16 protein-coding genes and 2 pseudogenes are annotated in these 15,133 nt (G+C 68.8%); 5 read left to right on the plus strand and 13 right to left on the minus strand.

Annotated elements, in window-relative coordinates; translation table 11 throughout:
* Positions 1–289 precede the first annotated feature (289 nt).
* Both ACZ45Z_RS18655 and ACZ45Z_RS18660 read right to left on the minus strand, forming a co-directional pair.
* The gene (locus ACZ45Z_RS18655; protein WP_468363261.1) at positions 290–940 is read right to left on the minus strand and encodes a CatB-related O-acetyltransferase; all 651 of its coding nucleotides are present in this window, start codon (positions 938–940) and stop codon (positions 290–292) included.
* Positions 941–1,225: 285 nt separating this feature from the next.
* Positions 1,226–1,927 (minus strand): NADPH-dependent F420 reductase, encoded by a 702-nt coding sequence (locus ACZ45Z_RS18660; RefSeq protein ID WP_468363263.1) that lies wholly within the window; start codon positions 1,925–1,927, stop codon positions 1,226–1,228.
* Positions 1,928–2,052: 125 nt separating this feature from the next.
* Between ACZ45Z_RS18660 and ACZ45Z_RS18665 the strand changes: the two genes are divergently transcribed.
* On the plus strand, positions 2,053–2,409 hold the full coding sequence (locus tag ACZ45Z_RS18665; protein ID WP_468363501.1) for a winged helix-turn-helix transcriptional regulator: 357 nt from the start codon (positions 2,053–2,055) through the stop codon (positions 2,407–2,409).
* Positions 2,410–2,526: 117 nt separating this feature from the next.
* On the opposite strand, the gene ACZ45Z_RS18670 is transcribed toward ACZ45Z_RS18665, so the two are convergent.
* From ACZ45Z_RS18670 to ACZ45Z_RS18700, 7 genes and pseudogenes are all read right to left on the minus strand, one after another.
* Positions 2,527–2,970, minus strand: coding sequence for a GNAT family N-acetyltransferase (locus ACZ45Z_RS18670; protein WP_468363265.1), 444 nt, complete (start codon positions 2,968–2,970; stop codon positions 2,527–2,529).
* A gap of 273 nt (positions 2,971–3,243) precedes the next feature.
* Positions 3,244–4,920, minus strand: coding sequence for a class I adenylate-forming enzyme family protein (locus ACZ45Z_RS18675; protein WP_468363267.1), 1,677 nt, complete (start codon positions 4,918–4,920; stop codon positions 3,244–3,246).
* A 33-nt stretch (positions 4,921–4,953) separates the two neighbouring features.
* The gene (locus ACZ45Z_RS18680) at positions 4,954–5,742 is read right to left on the minus strand and encodes a hypothetical protein (protein WP_468363269.1); all 789 of its coding nucleotides are present in this window, start codon (positions 5,740–5,742) and stop codon (positions 4,954–4,956) included.
* 44 nt (positions 5,743–5,786) lie between these two features.
* On the minus strand, positions 5,787–6,053 hold the full coding sequence (locus ACZ45Z_RS18685; RefSeq protein WP_468363271.1) for a MoaD/ThiS family protein: 267 nt from the start codon (positions 6,051–6,053) through the stop codon (positions 5,787–5,789).
* Positions 6,050–7,210, minus strand: a complete 1,161-nt coding sequence (locus ACZ45Z_RS18690) for an acyl-CoA dehydrogenase family protein (protein WP_468363273.1) — start codon at positions 7,208–7,210, stop codon at positions 6,050–6,052. The genes ACZ45Z_RS18685 and ACZ45Z_RS18690 overlap by 4 nt, the downstream gene beginning before the upstream one ends.
* 367 nt (positions 7,211–7,577) lie before the next feature.
* Positions 7,578–7,850, minus strand: a complete 273-nt coding sequence (locus tag ACZ45Z_RS18695) for a hypothetical protein (RefSeq protein ID WP_468363275.1) — start codon at positions 7,848–7,850, stop codon at positions 7,578–7,580.
* Positions 7,851–8,011: 161 nt separating this feature from the next.
* Positions 8,012–8,173 (minus strand): annotated as a pseudogene (locus tag ACZ45Z_RS18700) (IS5/IS1182 family transposase); the annotation flags it as partial.
* 415 nt (positions 8,174–8,588) lie between these two features.
* Here ACZ45Z_RS18700 and ACZ45Z_RS18705 point away from each other — a divergent pair.
* Positions 8,589–9,431, plus strand: a complete 843-nt coding sequence (locus ACZ45Z_RS18705; protein ID WP_468363277.1) for an oxygen-binding di-iron domain-containing protein — start codon at positions 8,589–8,591, stop codon at positions 9,429–9,431.
* Positions 9,432–9,889: 458 nt separating this feature from the next.
* Here ACZ45Z_RS18705 and ACZ45Z_RS18710 read toward each other — a convergent pair.
* Positions 9,890–10,150 (minus strand): annotated as a pseudogene (locus ACZ45Z_RS18710) (SMI1/KNR4 family protein); the annotation flags it as partial.
* Here ACZ45Z_RS18710 and ACZ45Z_RS18715 point away from each other — a divergent pair.
* The gene (locus ACZ45Z_RS18715; RefSeq protein ID WP_468363525.1) at positions 10,109–10,396 is read left to right on the plus strand and encodes a hypothetical protein; all 288 of its coding nucleotides are present in this window, start codon (positions 10,109–10,111) and stop codon (positions 10,394–10,396) included. The pseudogene ACZ45Z_RS18710 and the gene ACZ45Z_RS18715 sit on opposite strands and share 42 nt — an antisense overlap.
* A gap of 95 nt (positions 10,397–10,491) precedes the next feature.
* A complete protein-coding gene (locus ACZ45Z_RS18720; protein WP_468363504.1) occupies positions 10,492–11,124 on the plus strand; it encodes an HAD family hydrolase in 633 nt (210 codons plus the stop codon).
* A 439-nt stretch (positions 11,125–11,563) separates the two neighbouring features.
* On the opposite strand, the gene ACZ45Z_RS18725 is transcribed toward ACZ45Z_RS18720, so the two are convergent.
* Positions 11,564–12,976, minus strand: coding sequence for an amidase (locus tag ACZ45Z_RS18725; protein ID WP_468363279.1), 1,413 nt, complete (start codon positions 12,974–12,976; stop codon positions 11,564–11,566).
* A 199-nt stretch (positions 12,977–13,175) separates the two neighbouring features.
* Between ACZ45Z_RS18725 and ACZ45Z_RS18730 the strand changes: the two genes are divergently transcribed.
* Positions 13,176–13,322: a hypothetical protein gene (locus ACZ45Z_RS18730; protein ID WP_468363281.1), complete on the plus strand. Its 147-nt coding sequence runs from the start codon at positions 13,176–13,178 to the stop codon at positions 13,320–13,322.
* 338 nt (positions 13,323–13,660) lie between these two features.
* Here ACZ45Z_RS18730 and ACZ45Z_RS18735 read toward each other — a convergent pair whose 3' ends face one another.
* Both ACZ45Z_RS18735 and ACZ45Z_RS18740 read right to left on the minus strand, forming a co-directional pair.
* Complete coding sequence (locus tag ACZ45Z_RS18735) at positions 13,661–14,299, minus strand: TetR/AcrR family transcriptional regulator (protein WP_468363283.1); 639 nt, start codon at positions 14,297–14,299, stop codon at positions 13,661–13,663.
* On the minus strand, positions 14,296–15,090 hold the full coding sequence (locus ACZ45Z_RS18740; protein ID WP_468363285.1) for a HipA family kinase: 795 nt from the start codon (positions 15,088–15,090) through the stop codon (positions 14,296–14,298). Before ACZ45Z_RS18740 ends, ACZ45Z_RS18735 begins: the two co-directional genes overlap by 4 nt.
* Positions 15,091–15,133 lie beyond the last annotated feature (43 nt).

Here is a 15,133-nt window from a genome sequence, read left to right on the forward strand (position 1 = left end):
TACGGCGAAAGGGAACAGCAAGCCGGTGCGCCGCGACGGCTCCGAGGAAGGCTCGGTCGTAGGGGCGCACAGTGGCATGCGGGAGACAGGGCGGGGCGCTGCCCCGGCCGGCCTGTCAGCCGTAGATCTGAAGGAAGTACATGCCGGCGACTTTAGCCGCGCTCGGTCTTGTGGGCATCGCATTTTTCCTCGGCCGTCATCTGGAGACGTCCCACGCAGGCCGATACGCCCGCACCGGCACTCCCACACGCGCGTCAGATGCGCCCGCACCGGCACTGCCACACGCGCTTCACACGTGCGGGGTGCCCGGGGCGGCGGCTTCGAGATCGGCGATGCTGCCCGACATGATGGTGCGAATGTGCTCGGTGATGTGCCCCGCGGGCCAGTCCCACCAGGCCAGCGCCAGCAGCCGGGCGACGTCCTGGTCGTTGTAGCGGGTGCGGATGAGGCGGGCCGGGTTGCCGCCGACGATGCCGTAGTCGGGTACGTCGCTGGTGACCACGGCGCCGGAGGCGATGATCGCGCCATGTCCGATCCGTACGCCGGGCATGATCGTCGTGCCGTGGCCGAACCAGACGTCGTTGCCGACGATGGTGTCCCCTCGGTTGGGCAGGCCGGTGAGCAGGTCGAAGTGTTCGGACCAGGAGCCGCCCATGGTGGGGAAGGGGAAGGTCGAGGGGCCGTCCATACGGTGGTTGGCGCCGTTCATGACGAACCGCACGCCCGTGCCCAGCGCGCAGAACTTGCCGATGAGCAGCTTCTCCGGCCCGTAGTGGTAGAGCACGTTGCGCGTCTCGAACGCCGTCGGGTCGTCCGGGTCGTCGTAGTAGGAGTACTCCCCGACCTCGATCAACGGGGACTTCACGAGCGGCTTGAGCAGCACCACCCGAGGCTGCTCGGGCATCGGGTGGAGGACCGTCGGGTCGGCAGGCACAGGCATGGGGTAGGGATTCCTCATCGGTAGCGGGTCCGTGTCCGGTCCATGATCGCGGAACCGCGCCGTCCCGGGACACCCGTTTACCATCTGCTCCGGAGACGTCCAACGCCCGTACCGGGGCAGCGGGACCCGAGCGGCCTGAGATCGCTGGCGGGGCATGAACAACACCGCGCGCTTACGTGCCGCTCTCACCCTCGCCGGTGCCGTGTTCATCATTGCTGCCTCCGCCCATGCGTCACTGTTGCCGCGCTCCGGCTCGGGCTTCGCTCGTGACCCGCTGGGCAGTCCTCAGTCGTCGACGGCGCCGGGAGCCAGGGCAGGGGCGGGGAAGGCGTGGCGGACCTCCCCGCCGGACCACCACACGCCGATGGCGAAGACCGCTGCCGCCTCCAGCAGTGCCGCACGGTCGAGACCGCCGCACGGCAGCGGAGTGCAGCCCATCGAAGTGATCAGCTCCCTCGCCACTGTGGCGGTGCGCGGCGTGTCTGCGCAGAAGGGAACGGCCAGCGGCGCACCCTCGAAGACCGGTTGCGGCAGGGTCCAGATGCTTTCGTGGCAGATGCCAAACACCTTGGCGACACCGGCGTCCGGCGCAGCCGCCGCGATGCGCGTGGCGGCCGAGTCCGTACCCCCGGCAGTGGACAGGACCGGCCCGTCGCCGGAGGGCTCCATCGGCACCGTGCAGTCGAGGATGGTCCGTCCGGCGAGGTCCGCGGCCAGTTCCTTGGCCAACTGCGGTGCGACATCGGCGGGTACGGCGAGCAGTACGGCCTCGCCGTACCGCGCCGCCTCGGCGAGGCCACCGTGCGCGGCGGTCCCGATGCGGGCGGCCGTACTGGCGGCGGAAGCGGCGTTCCGGCCGCCCACCATGACCTCGTGCCCGGCCCGCGCCCAGGCCCCGCCCAGCGCCGCGGCCATGTCGCCCGTACCGAGAATGCCGATGCGCATCGTCCTCGTCGTCCTGTTTTCGTTCGCGTCGTGGAATGTCATGGCCAGGACGCTAGGCGAGCCGATGCACACCGCCTGGTAGGCATCGGCCAGGGCAGGATGTCCGCATGGGACAGGCGGACGTGGGCGGAGACGACGTGGGTGGGGACGACATGGGCGGGGACGACATGGGCGGGGATCCGTTCGCGGCGGACTGCCGGGCCCGGATCGCCTTCGAGGTACTGGCCAACCGCTGGGACAGCGTGGTCGTCTACGTCCTCGGCGAGAACGGCCCGATGCGTCCCCGCGCGCTGTTGGCCCGGATCGGCGGGATCAGCCCCAAGGTGCTCAACGAGGCGTTGCGGCGGCTGGAGTACAACGGCCTGGTGCGCCACCGCCGTTACGCCGAGGCCCCGCCCCGCGTCGACTACGCTCTCACCGAGGCCGGCACCGCCCTGCTCCCCCCGATCCGCGCCCTGGGCTCCTGGGCGGCCGCCTACGGGGACGACGTACTGGCGGCGCAGGACCGATTCCGCCGGCGCTAAGGCGCCTCCCATAGTTCAACGGGCCACCGCCCTCAACCTCCGCCGACTCATCAACCTCGGCCTCGACCACCGCAACGGAACCTGGCCCCCGACGACCACACCAAGATCTTCATCGGTCTACTGGGCCAGTTCCTTGTACATGTGGACATCCTCGGCTCCGCCGGGAATCCCCGGAGTTCTGCCCGTCTCGACGTAACCGTGGCGCTGATAGAACGCGGGTGCCTGGAACGTGAACGACGAGACGCACGCGCGGTCGCAGCCACGGCGGCGTGCCTCCTTCTCCGCGGCCAGAAGCAGCTCACTGCCCCATCCGTCCCTACGGCTTTCCTCACGGACCCAGAGCATCTCAATCCCGAGCAGCCCTCCCCACGTCCATGCGGACAGGCCCCCGATGAGCTCGCCGGCGTCGTCGACGACCTTCACTGACAACGCACCTTGATCGGCAGCGGTGGTACCAGTCGCGGGGAAATTCACCTCGTCCAGCCCTTTGGACAACCGCTCGTCGAGCACCGAATCACGGTGACCGACGCTCAAGTTCGCACTCGTGTGATCCTTCACCATGCCGCAGAGTGTGGCATGGGTGTGCGAACTCGATATCGCCAGGAGAGCCTTCAGGCAGCGTCGGGCTCACCAACACACCCGCGGCCAAGGGGCTCGACAAGCGCGGCCCACTCATCGCACGCCTCTCCCCCGCCCCGGCTCGATTACGGCGAAGGCACCGGCCAGGTCGCGGGGGCGTTAACGAGCAACGCATAAAGGGATGTTGACGTGTGTACCCGTACCCGGGCATCCAGATCCCTGGAGCGGACAGCGCTCCTACGCTGGTGCAGTGCGTCAGGTCCAGGTTCCGGTCCCCATCGCCCGGCTGTCGGGAAGAAACCGGCTGCGCAACTCCACGCGCCGCACCTTCCAGGTGCCGGTGCGCGGGAACTCATCCCACATGATGTGTATCGGGTCGGCGAGCACAGGCAGCCCAGCGGCCGCGGAGCGCCACTCGTCAGGGGCGACCGGCAGCTCATCGTGGGTGCTGTAGACGGGGACCGGGTCCCCGCCGGCCATCGGCAGGACGATGACCTCGGAGAGCTTCGGGAGCCGGTCCAGGAGGACGTCTTCGAGTTCGACGGCGCTCCCGGAGGGGATGCGGTCGATTTCGCGATCGACGAAGCGCAGGGCGCCGATCCGGTTGAGGGTTCCCAGGTCTCCGGTGTTCCACCAGTCGCCGTCGCGTTTGAGCGTGTGCCGGTCGTGTTCGCCGATGTAGGTCAGGCAGCGGCCGGGCTGTTTGATCTCGATGAGGCCGACCTTGCCGCGGCCGACCCTGCGACCGGTGGCCGGGTCCACGATGCGGATGCGGCCAAATCCTGGGACGGCCCATCCGAACATCTGGGTGGGGGGCGGCCGGTGGCCACGCCGACGCACGTTGCGGCGCAGGTAGGGCCGGATGAGGATGGTGCCGTTTTCGCTCTGGCTCCACGCCTGAAGCCAGATGGGCATCCGGCGGTCGCTGGCATCGAGGAACGTGCGGATGGTGCGCGTGTGGATCGCGTCGAAAGAGTTGATGTACTCGCGTACCGAGGCGAACGGCCGGTCCGGGTCGCGGGCCAACTCCTCCCAGTACAGATAGATGTTGGGCAGCGCCTCCACCAGCGTGGGACGATGCTGGAGCAGCATGCTTTTTATTCTGGGCAGGTTCTTCGGCTCGGACAGCATCAGCATCCGCTGGGTGACGGTCGCCATGGACAGCATCTGGTGCGTCTGGCGCTCGTGCCAGTACGGCTCGCAGTACGCCCACACGTCGCTGGAACGCACACCGACCACCGGCCACCGTTCGGACTCGATGATGGCGGCGCCCAGCTCGGAGATCGCGGAGTGCACGACCAGTTTGGGGATGCCGGTGGTCCCCGACGTATGTGTGGCGATCATGGGTTCCTCCGGGCGCCGCAACCGCGGCGGCGCCACCGGCGAGCCCCGCAGAGAGTCCAGATCCACCACGTCCCGCCTGCCCGGCTGCGCAGTGGTGCACACCGTGCGCGCGGTCAACCCCTTGACCGCCGCCGCGTCCAGGCCCGGGGACCGCAGATGGGCCCCGTCGGTGAGGACATACGGCCTCTCCAACCGGGACAACAGGACCCGCACGGTGTCGGGGCCGTACGCGCCGGACAGTAACGCCGGAACCGCGCCGATCCGGGCCGCGGCGACGGCGAGAACCGCGATGTCGAAGTGATTGGCCTTCATGACCGCCACCCGGTCCCAGGGACGCACGCCCAGGGCATACAGCCAGCCCGCGGCCTCGTCGACCAGCTCCGCCCACTGCGCGTACGTACGGGTGAGTGGCCCGCCTGGGTCGATGTCGGCAGCCCGGTCGGTGATGATCAACTGGCTCGGGTGGCGTTGGGCCGCCACGTGCAGCGCGTCGCCGATCTGGCCCGTGACCGGGCCCCGGGAGAACGGCATGATGCGACGGCGTTGCGTCGTGGGGGCGCATTCAGTCAGGAAGTGAGGTCGGGACATGGACTGCCTCCCTGCGGACTCTGGCCCGGTCGGTCAGCTCAGCGGGTCCAGGATTTCCCGGACCCGTAGGTGGGGGCGGTTGTTGTCAGGTGAGCCGATCGCGTGCGTGACGATCACGCCACCGTCACCGCCGGCGTGGACCGAGGTGAGGATGCGGCAGGTGTCGAAGACGTACAGGGGACGCCGGAAGCCGGCCCGCACGCTGCGCACGGGCACGCTCACGACGTGACGCGCCGCACTGTCCGGGGCCTCTGCGGTGGCGAACAGCCGTTCACGGGCATGCGTGGCCAGCTCCACCATCTCGATGAACGACCACTGGTCGGCCACCTCGCAGGCACTCCGGCACAAGACGGTGTCCCACCGCTGTCTCAGCAGCTCGCCTCCGTTCGGTGCCGCATGGTCCTGCGCCAGGGCCCGAGCGCTCATCGGCTGGATCTCGTCCTCCTCGAACCGACCCAGCAGCACCTCGGGCAGACACCCCGGCGCGGCACCCAGGCTGTCGTCCTCCGCGAGGAGCACGACCCGCAGGTCCAAGCGCCCGTGCGCGACCCGACGCTCGGCGGCGAGGACGTCCTGGAGCACCGCGAGGCGCTGCCCGTCCTCGCCGACGTGGATGCGGGTGCGCGCACGCAGCCAGTCGGCATCGGTAAATCTCAGGTCGGGCCGGTCGAGGTCCAGGTGGACGCCCTGGACGACGACCGCCGTGTGATGCTCGGCGACCAGCGCCCTGAACGGCGCGATGTGGGCACCCATCCACCGGGCGAAGCCTTCGGCCAGCAACGTCAGGAGCGCGCGGGGACGGAGCTGGTGGGGACCGAACATCGTCGTGACACTGGGCACCGTAAAGCTCTCGCAGCGGACCACCGTCAACCGCCGGCGATGGCGGTGAGGAAAGCAACGTGGTCCGCCTCGCCCAGCGGCATCGCCAAGTCGGGCTCGGTGACCAACTCGTCGTTGACGACCAGCCGGTGTACCGGCGCCAGGCCACCGTCGGCATCCCACAAAACCGGCCGCAGCTTGGGATAGCCCTCGTGCAGGTGGCGCAGCAGATCGCCCAGGGTCTCGGCGTCAATGTCCACCGTGCGCTCGTAGTTGACGAAGCGGAGCAGGGATCCGCTGAACTTCACCTTCACGGCCGCCTTTCCTTCCGCGTGGTGCCGGGGAGGGGACGGGCCGCCACGAGCGCCCCGATATTGATCTCCAGCAGGTCCTGAGTTCCGGCAGCGCACAGCAGACCGGTGCAGTCACGTAGGAAAGCTCCGTAGAACGAATCGCCGTAGTAGCCGTGGCCGCCCAGGACCCGCATGGCCTGGTTCACGACGAACAGGGCCTTTTCGGTGGCGAAGTGCTTGGCCGCGGAGATCTGCACGTCGAACACCGGATCCGCCATGCCCCGGTCGACGTCGGCCAGCGTCTGCTGCAGCAGCGCCCGCGTGGCCTGAACGGCGATGTGCATGCGGCCCACGGTGGCCTGCACGTTCGGGAACTCGATCAGCGCCTGTCCCTGGCGCCGGGCACAGCGCAGACGGGACAGCGCACGGTCGGCGACCGCCCGCATCATGCCCGTCACCAGACACGCCAGGTACAGACGGCGGCTGTTGAGGTAGCGCTGCGCGTGCTGGGTTCCGTCGATGTCGACGAGCCGCTCCTTGGGGAGGCGCACGTCGGCGAGGGTCATCGAGCCCATGGCGCTGGAGGAGAATCCGATGCCACCGCCGGGGCTGATCCGCACGCCGGGATCGTCGTGTTCGACGACGAAAGCCGCGATGCGGTCGGTGTCCTCCATCCGCGCGTAGCACAGCAGCACATCGGAGGTCAGTCCGCCGGTCATGTAGTCCTTGCGGCCGGAGAGCTGGAACCCCTCGGCAGTGCGGCGGGCGACGGTGTGCAGGGCGAACGGGTCGGCGTCCTCGGAGAAGGCGAGCGTGGCGGTGCGCTTGCCGGTGATGATCGGTACAACGTAGCGGTCGAGCAGTTCGGGCCGCCCGGAGGACACCAGGATGTCGGCGACGCCGGTTCCCATGCTGAGCAGGATGGGAAAAGCCGCATCCGGGCACTGGTAGGCGATCTCTTCCAGCACGGTGCCCCACGTGCGCGTGTCGACGCCCTCCCCACCGATTTCCTCGGGGAAGTGAAGGGACTGGATGCCTTGTTCACCGGCATGGGCGAGGTGGCGGCGGGGCATCGGGATGCCGTCGCGGTAGCGTTCGGCGGCTTCGGCGCCCACTTCGGCGAGCAGGGCGCCCCATCGGCGGTGGACCATCTCGGCGACAGGTTCGGAGAAGGTCATTCGTTCACGCTCTCGATCTGGGGCGTTGTGGTGGGCACGCCCCGTAGTTTCCCCTTCCAAGTAAGGTGCCTGACCGCGCTGTAGACAAGAGCGCACGTGGGGCAGCAGCCCTTCCCTCAGCGCATGCGTTCGCGCCCCGCGTGACGAAACGTGCTACCCGCGAGGTGATTACGCATCCACTGTGGAGTCCACGGGGCTGTCAAAAGCCCCGGAGCGGCGAAAGGAAACTCTTCACGGAACATGCTGTCCGCCTCGTTCGACACGAGCGAGAACGCGAGGCAGTGGGGGTGTAGGCGGGGCGGAGGTAGGCATGCCCGGACACCGGGCGGTGTCACTGGTGGACCGGCCCAGTGAGGTGCCGGCTGGGTCAGCTATCGCCGATGCGGTAGAGGTGGAAGTCCATGTTCGCGCCGTGGGGCAAGGTCGGCTCGCGGGTGATGGTGCGCAGGTGGCGGGCGTTTTGGAAGGAGGCGTGAAGGGAGTCGTGGGCGATCTGGTCGTTGGTTTTGATCGCGATCAGGCAGGGGTGTCCGTCGCGGGAGCGCCAGATGTCGTCGAGGATGTCGGGCACCGGGGGCGAGGTGCGGGTCAGGTCGAGTCCGGCGGCGGCGAGGGCGGTGACTTGCGAGACTGGGATCACGGTGCGACCGGTCGCGGCGAGGTCGTACAAGGCGTGCAGGCGGCCGCCGGCACACGTGCGGTGTCGGGGGGAGTCAGGTTCACCGGGGTGGGCGGCGAAGTGTTGTCCCGTAATGATCTCGCTGTCTGTGGGGCGTGTGGCTCATTGTGCGGCTCGTCCGCCTATCCGGCGAGGGTGAGGTTGTGCGGGCGGGCGATGTCAAGCATGGCGTGGTGAACGCCGTCGCCTCTCAGCCGACACTTCCGGACCGGCAGTTCGGCCTGGCCGGTGTTGCGTCGGTGCAGAATGACCAGGCCAGTGCCCTGGTAGCCGCCATCGGCGATCACCCTGGTCTTGCCGGCGGCCGCCCCTGCCGCGGAACGCTGGAGGACCGGACGCTGCTGGTCGCCGCGTACTGGAAGACTCCACGGTCGGCCCCGCCGTACCTGGTCGGCACCCTCGCGGAGATTCTCCTGCCAGCTTTTCGCAACGAACGCTGCCGGAGGAGAACGTGATCTCAAGCCCGATGCGCCCAGTGCCCTACGTGGTCCAGTGGCGGCCACTTCGGTCCATTCGCGTTGCCACGCACATCCCTGGCAGACACGACAGGTGACATCTCATATGCAGATGGTCACCAGCATTGGCCCGGTGGTGCCTCATGCATGACGTGCGCAAGATGGAATGGAACACCAAAACCCCGGTGCGTTCTACGGGTCTCACACTGAGCGGTCACGCACACCGTCACGAGGAGGCGGGGCCATGACCACCGCCGAAGGAATCTTTGAGCCGAAGGTCGCGCCGTACAGAGTTGCGCCCGAGACCTATGTCATCCCGCAGCTACTGGAGGCGCCGCCGGTCGGTATGTTCTACGTCAACTCCATGGTCATCACTGGCAGCGAGCCTGTGCTCGTCGACACCGGTGCGCCGTCGAACCGGCAGCAGTGGCTGGATCACGCCTGGAGCCTTGTCGATCCGGCCGACGTGCGTTGGGTCTTCCTGACCCACGACGACCATGACCACGCGGGAAACGTCCGCCAGGTCATGGCCGCCTGCCCGAACGCCACCCTGGTCACAACCTGGTTCTCGATGGCCCGCTACGCCATAGATACCGAGGAATTCTGGATGCCGTTCAACCGCTCCCGCTGGGTACGCGACGGCGAGAGCTTCACAGCCGGGGACCGCACGCTCCTCGCGATCAGGCCGCCGTTCTTCGACAACCCGACAACGCGCGGACTGTTCGACCCCAAGACGCGGGTTTACTGGGCGGCCGACACCTTCGCCACGGCCCTCCCACACCCCGTCGAAGACGCCGCCGACCTTGACCGGGAAGCCTGGCGTGAAGGCATGCTCCTGGGCAACCGACTGAACCACCCATGGCATCAATGGCTGGACACCGGGAAGTTCAACAAGCACGTGGACCGCGTCCAGGACCTCGACATCGACACCGCAGCGTCCTGCCACGGCCCTGCGATCCACCGCGAGCTGATCGACGAGGCGTTCGGGCTCATCCGCAAGGTCCCGGAGCTGCCCTACTGGGAGGAGCCGGGGCAGGATTTCCTGGAAGGAATCATCGCGGCGACAGCGAAGCCGGTGGTGTCATAACGCGGCACCAAGCCGCCGACGTCAACCGCAGGGCTGCCCGTGGTGATCCGCGAAGAGCGTGTGGGCGGCGGCCCGAAGATGTGCGTGGGTAGGGTCGCCGCCGTGAGCTGGTCTTCCTCGTACTCGGCGCCTCGCAGCTCGGCGTCGCCCTGGGTTCACGCGCCCGACCCGGCAGCCTCGCCAACCCGCCGCCCTTGCCCGGAGCGCAGCCACCGCGTGAGGCATCGACTCCAACACGAACGGGTGCCGGCCGTCGCCAATGCCGGCGGGCCAGGCGCGGCACGCTGCGGCGACGTTCGGATGGGCGTCGGCTGGTGGGCGGCCGCATACCGCCTCCCACGCCTCAGCAGCCGCCTCGCTGGCCCAATCTCACACAGCGTTCGAATCCTCGGTGTGCTCTGGGTGCCTCCCGAAGTGGGGTTCTGGCTCAGATGCCGTGTAGTAGTTACGGAAAGCCAGATCTTTGGGGTCATGCGATGACGGCCTGGATGGGCACGAAGTCGAGGCGAGGTGAGTTCCAGGGTCCGGTTGTCGCGCCCGGCGCTCATGTGATTCAGCCAGCGTTCGTACCAGTCGAGGAAGTCGGTGGCGGAGGAGACGTTGGGGCCCCAATACCCGTCGCTGTTGCCAATGAGGACACGGCCGGTGAGGGGACCGGTCACCGCGAGAACGCATACATGGGTGCAACCCATTTCGATGATGTGGAGGAAGAGGTCGCGTTCGTGGGCCCCGGGTCCTGCGTCGACCAGCTCAAACAGCGAGCCCCCGACCCGCGCCGAAACGGACGGCATACCGCGAGCGACGCATCGCTCCAACGCAGGCTGGAGACCGCTCTCGAACCCAACCGGCAGCTACGCGACCAAGTCGCCGACCTCACCCCGAAACTGGAGACCGTCCACGGCGAGACCCGTCGACTCCGCACCCTGTCGGCCAGTCCATCGAGCGGTGCGAACGGCCCACACTGAAGCCCCGGCAGATCCGACGTCAGCCAGACGCGGTGCGGGGGTTGATCGGCCAGTCCTCTACGCTGCCGATCACGACCCGGAACCCCGTTGAACTGGTGATCTTCGACTGTGACGGCGTGCTGGTGGACAGCGAGCGGATATGCGTCAAAGTAGACGCGCTGATCACGGCCGACCTGGGGTGCGCGTTCACCGAGGCAGAGATCATCGAGCGATTCGTAGGCTCGTCCACCGAGGTCTACACGGCTGCCGTGGAAGAACGGCTCGGACGGCGCCTGGAGAAAGACTGGCAGCAGCAGTACGAGCATCTGTATCAGGCGGCCTTCGCGGCCGAACTGACTGCTGTCGACGGCATCACGGAGGCCCTGGACAGCCTCACCATACCCATCTGCGTCGCGTCGAACGGCGATCACCACGGCATCCGGCGAAGCCTGGAGATCGTCGCGTTGAGCAACCACTTCGAGGGGCGCATCTTCAGCGCCGTCGACGTCCCCAGAGGCAAGCCCGCCCCTGATCTCTTCCTCCACGCTGCCCGCACCATGGGCGTGGCGCCCGGGCGGTGCGCGGTGATCGAGGACAGTGCATACGGAGTTCAGGCCACCCGCGCCGCCGGAATGCGGGCTTTCGGCTACTGCGGCGGTCTGACACCAGCCTCGTGGCTGGAGGGACCAGACACCGTCGTGTTCGACGACATGCGCGGACTCCCCGAGCTGCTCTGTACTTCGCGGTGAACAGACCACTCCGGCTCCGGCCGGCCTCGCCCGTAAGTCCTTCGCGATCAATGGGCTCGGATCACCGCGCTCGAACCGTTCAGCCGATTGAAGCCGCAACTGCTCGCAAAGCTAATGCCGTTCGGCGGTCAGACCACCGCCGTGTGGATACCGCACCCCGAGGTCGGCGTCTCGACGACTGAAGCAGCCTGGCCCCCGTCTCGTTCCGAAATGGTCAGTTGGGTTAGCCGGACGCGTCGCACCGTTCGGCCAGCCGGGATGGCAGCGCAGGCACAGGTCTCCCCTGATCACAGAGTGTCGCAACCCCATGACCAGGGGGCGGCGCTGCGGTTGTGCGGGACGACGTTCGGGGTGACCGCGAGCGGGCCCTTGACGTCCGCGAGTGGCGCTCGTCCGCCCCTGCCCCGTCGCCAGGGGCGGACACCGGTGCGCGCTCGGGTTACCGGCGCGGGTTGATGGGGGCGAGCACGCCGAAGTGACGCTCGATCACCTCGGCGGCCGCCAGGCACCGGTCCTCGCGGTACATCTGACCGATGAGCTGGACGCCCTGTGGCATGCCGTCCGCGAAGCCGGTGGGTACGCTCGCCGCCGGCACGCCGACGAGGGAGGTCACGGTGCACAGGGCTCCCGGCAGCATCATCTGGGCGTGGCTCTCGGTGTCGGTGCCGTCGGGGAGCAGGTCGGTCCCGGGAACGGGCTGGGTGCAGGTGGCCCCGAGGATCAGCGGGTAGTTGTCCAGGAGCTGGGCCCAGTCACGTTGGATGCCGAGCCGGACTCCGGTCTGCCGGAGGAACTCGGCGAGATCGGTGTGCGGGGTGCGTTCCATGAAGAGGTCGATGTGCTGGGCGCCCTTCTCGGTGAGCAACTGCCTGATGCGGGGCCACTTCACCGCGAACTCAGTCATGATGAGCTTGCCGTAACACTCCAGGGTCTCGGCCAGCTTGGGGATCCGCACCTCCTCCACGGCGTAACCCGCCTGCTCCAGCGCGGTGGCCGCCTCGTCGATGGCGGCACGGATCTGGGGGTGGACGCCGGCTCCAGTCGGATCGGCCACGATGCCGACCTTGAGAGGGCCGGTGGCGACGGGCCCGTATGCGGGTACCGGGACCGCCCGCGGGTCCTCCGGGTCTGCGCCCGCCAGCGCCTCGTAGGCCGCGCGCAGGTCGGCGACCGAGCGGGCGATCGGGCCGTCGACGGGGATGAGCTGAGAGGCCAGCATCGGCTCCTGACCCATGATGCGGTGGTCGGCGGCGAAGCGGCCGTAGCTCGGCTTCAGCCCCGCTACCCCGTTGAAGGCCGCGGGCATGCGTACCGAGCCGCCCGAGTCGTTGCCGAGGCCGAGCGCCGCCATGCCGACGGCCACCGCCACCCCGTCGCCGCTGCTGGAGCCGCCCGGGGTCTTCGACCGGTCCCAGGGGTTGTACGTCTTGCCGTACAACTGGCTCGCGGGATCCGAGGAGATGGCCAGGTCGGGCATGTTGGCGTGGCCGATCGGGATCGCTCCCGCGTCACGGAGCCGGCGCACCGGCGGGGAGTCGGCCTCGGCCAGGTGATCGCGGAACCTCCGCACACCGTGCGTGGTCGCCCACCCCGCCACGTGGATGTTCTCCTTGACGGTGAAGGGCACGCCGGCCAGCGGGCCGAGCCGCTCCCCCGCCGCGCGGCGCCGGTCGGTTGCGCGTGCGGCTTCGCGGGCGCTGTCCGCCATGAGCTGGGTGACGGCGTTCACGGCCGGGTTCACCGCCGCGATGCGTTCCACATGGCTTTCCACCACCTCGGCCGCCAAGACCTCGCCACGAGCGACGGCCGCGCCCAGCTCCGTCGCGTTCAGCTTCCACAGTTCAGTGTTCATCGCGTCGCTGGGTTGCTCGCTCCCCCCTCGTGGTGAGCGAGCCCCCTGCCCCCTTTCCCTTGCCGCGCCATGACGTGCCATGTCACGCCATGACATCGGCTGCTCGTTCGTTTCGATGCGCTTGCATCACATCCTATGTCGGGAATCGATGCAAGCGCATCACTTAGCGCATCGGTTACGGGAGGAGTGAGGCGAGCCCATGCCCAGGCAGGTGGAACACGAGGAGCGGCGGCACCGGGTCGCCGAGGCGGTGTGCGTGCTCGCTGACAGCAGCGGCCTGCCCCGTATCACCCTGCGCGACGTCGCGACGCGAGCCGGTGACTCAATGGGGGCGATGTCCCGATAGGGCGGTGACGCGGCAGGGGCGGTCCAACGCTGCTTGCGCACGCACCAAGCAGGAGATGCTCGCCTTCGCGCTCCACCACGTCGGCGAGCGGGTGACCGAGCGGACGCAGGCCCACACCGCCACGGCAGCAGGCTCGACCAGCTCGGCCCTGGAGCACGTACGGGGCGAGGTCCCCTGGTCGACAAGGCGCACCGTGCCGAGGCCCAGATCCGCGCTCGACTCGTTCCATACTCGTTCGAGCTGACGCTGCCGCTGCGCCGGCCGGCGACGCCGCGCTCACTCTCGAAGGCGCGGCGTCGCCCCCGTGACAGCGAGGTGCCGACGACGTCCCCGGCGCGTCAGCCCTCGCGGGTGGCGTAGCCGAGCGCGCGTTCGCTCAGTGTCTCCTCGACGACGTCGAGGAGCTCCAGCAGGGCCTCGGCGATCGTGGTGGGCTTCTCGCCCGCCTCGATGCGCCGGCCGATCTCGCTGTAGACCAGCGAGTGGAACCAGCCGATCTGGCTGGCGACCACGCGCGGCGTCTGGTCGTCGGGCGCGGCTCCGGTCTCCTGGGCCAGGACCGTGGCGAGGGCGTCGGTCATCTGCCGGCCGAGGTCCTCCAGGCGGGCGGTGAGCGTGGGGGCGGCCCGCATCATCTCGAATACGGGGCCGAAGCCCGCGGTCAGGCCCACCTTGCGGTCATGGCGCCGCAGTTCGTCCCGCAGTCGGCCGAGCACCGCCCGCGCGGCGGACTCGCCGGGCTGCCGGGCGCGCACGATGTCGGCGAGCCGCTGCGGGGATGCCTCGTCCGGGGGCAGGACGAGGTCTTCCTTCGCCTCGAAGTAGTTGTAGAGGGTGTTGACGGACACCTCCGCCGCGGCCGCGACCTCGGCGATGGTGACGTTGTCGAAGCCCCGCGCCACGAACAGAGCGAGGGCCGTCTCGGAGATGCGCTGCCGCGTCTGCCGCTTCTTCCGGTCCCGCAGTCCTTCGCTCACGGCATGTCCTTGGGGAGCCACCGGGCGGACACCCGTGCGCGGGCGGCGAGGTGGGTGACGTAGGCGGCACGGACTTCGTCCGGGGTGGCGAACTCCGACTCGTCGGCCAGCCACGCGTCCGGTACGGCGCCGACGACCCGGCGCAACAGCCGCGGGGTCACTCGGTGCGTCAGCTCGGCGTCCGCAGCGGCCATATCGAGGCCGGGCGAGCAGAGCGCGTGCGACCGGAAGTCGTACGCCTTACCGACCGCGTCCGCCGCGCTCTCCCAACGGTGGTGGAACACCAACGACGCGCCGTGATCGATGAGCCACAGACGGGGCTCTTGGTGGCCGGAGGTCGGCCACGTCATGAGGTTCGAGCTGTGCACCGTGCGGTCCACGTTCGCCGTGAAGGCGTCCAGCCAGAGGATCCTGGCGGACTCCACCGGATCGACGTCCGGCGCAGCCGGCGTGAAGTCCGCGGCTCCCGGCAGGTAGTCCATCCCGAGGTTGAGCCCCGCACTGGCGTGCAGCAGATCCTGCACCTCCTGGTGCGGTTCCTCGGCGGCGACCGATGGATCGAAATTCACCAGCACCAACTCCGGTATCCGCAGCCCGAGGTGACGCGCCAGCTCGCCCACGATGACCTCGGCGACGAGTGCCTTGCGCCCCTGTGCCGAGCCCGTGAACTTGACCACGTACGTCCCCAGGTCGTCGGCCTCGACGACACCGGGGACGGAGCCGCCGCTCCGCAGCGGCGTCACATACCGGACGGCCGTCACCGTACGCAGCCCGTCCGAAGGTGTCTCCATGCGCTCCTGCCTCTGCCCGGTCGCTCGTGCTCGCCTTGCCCAA

Source organism: Streptomyces sp. NPDC031210 (genome assembly GCF_055570395.1).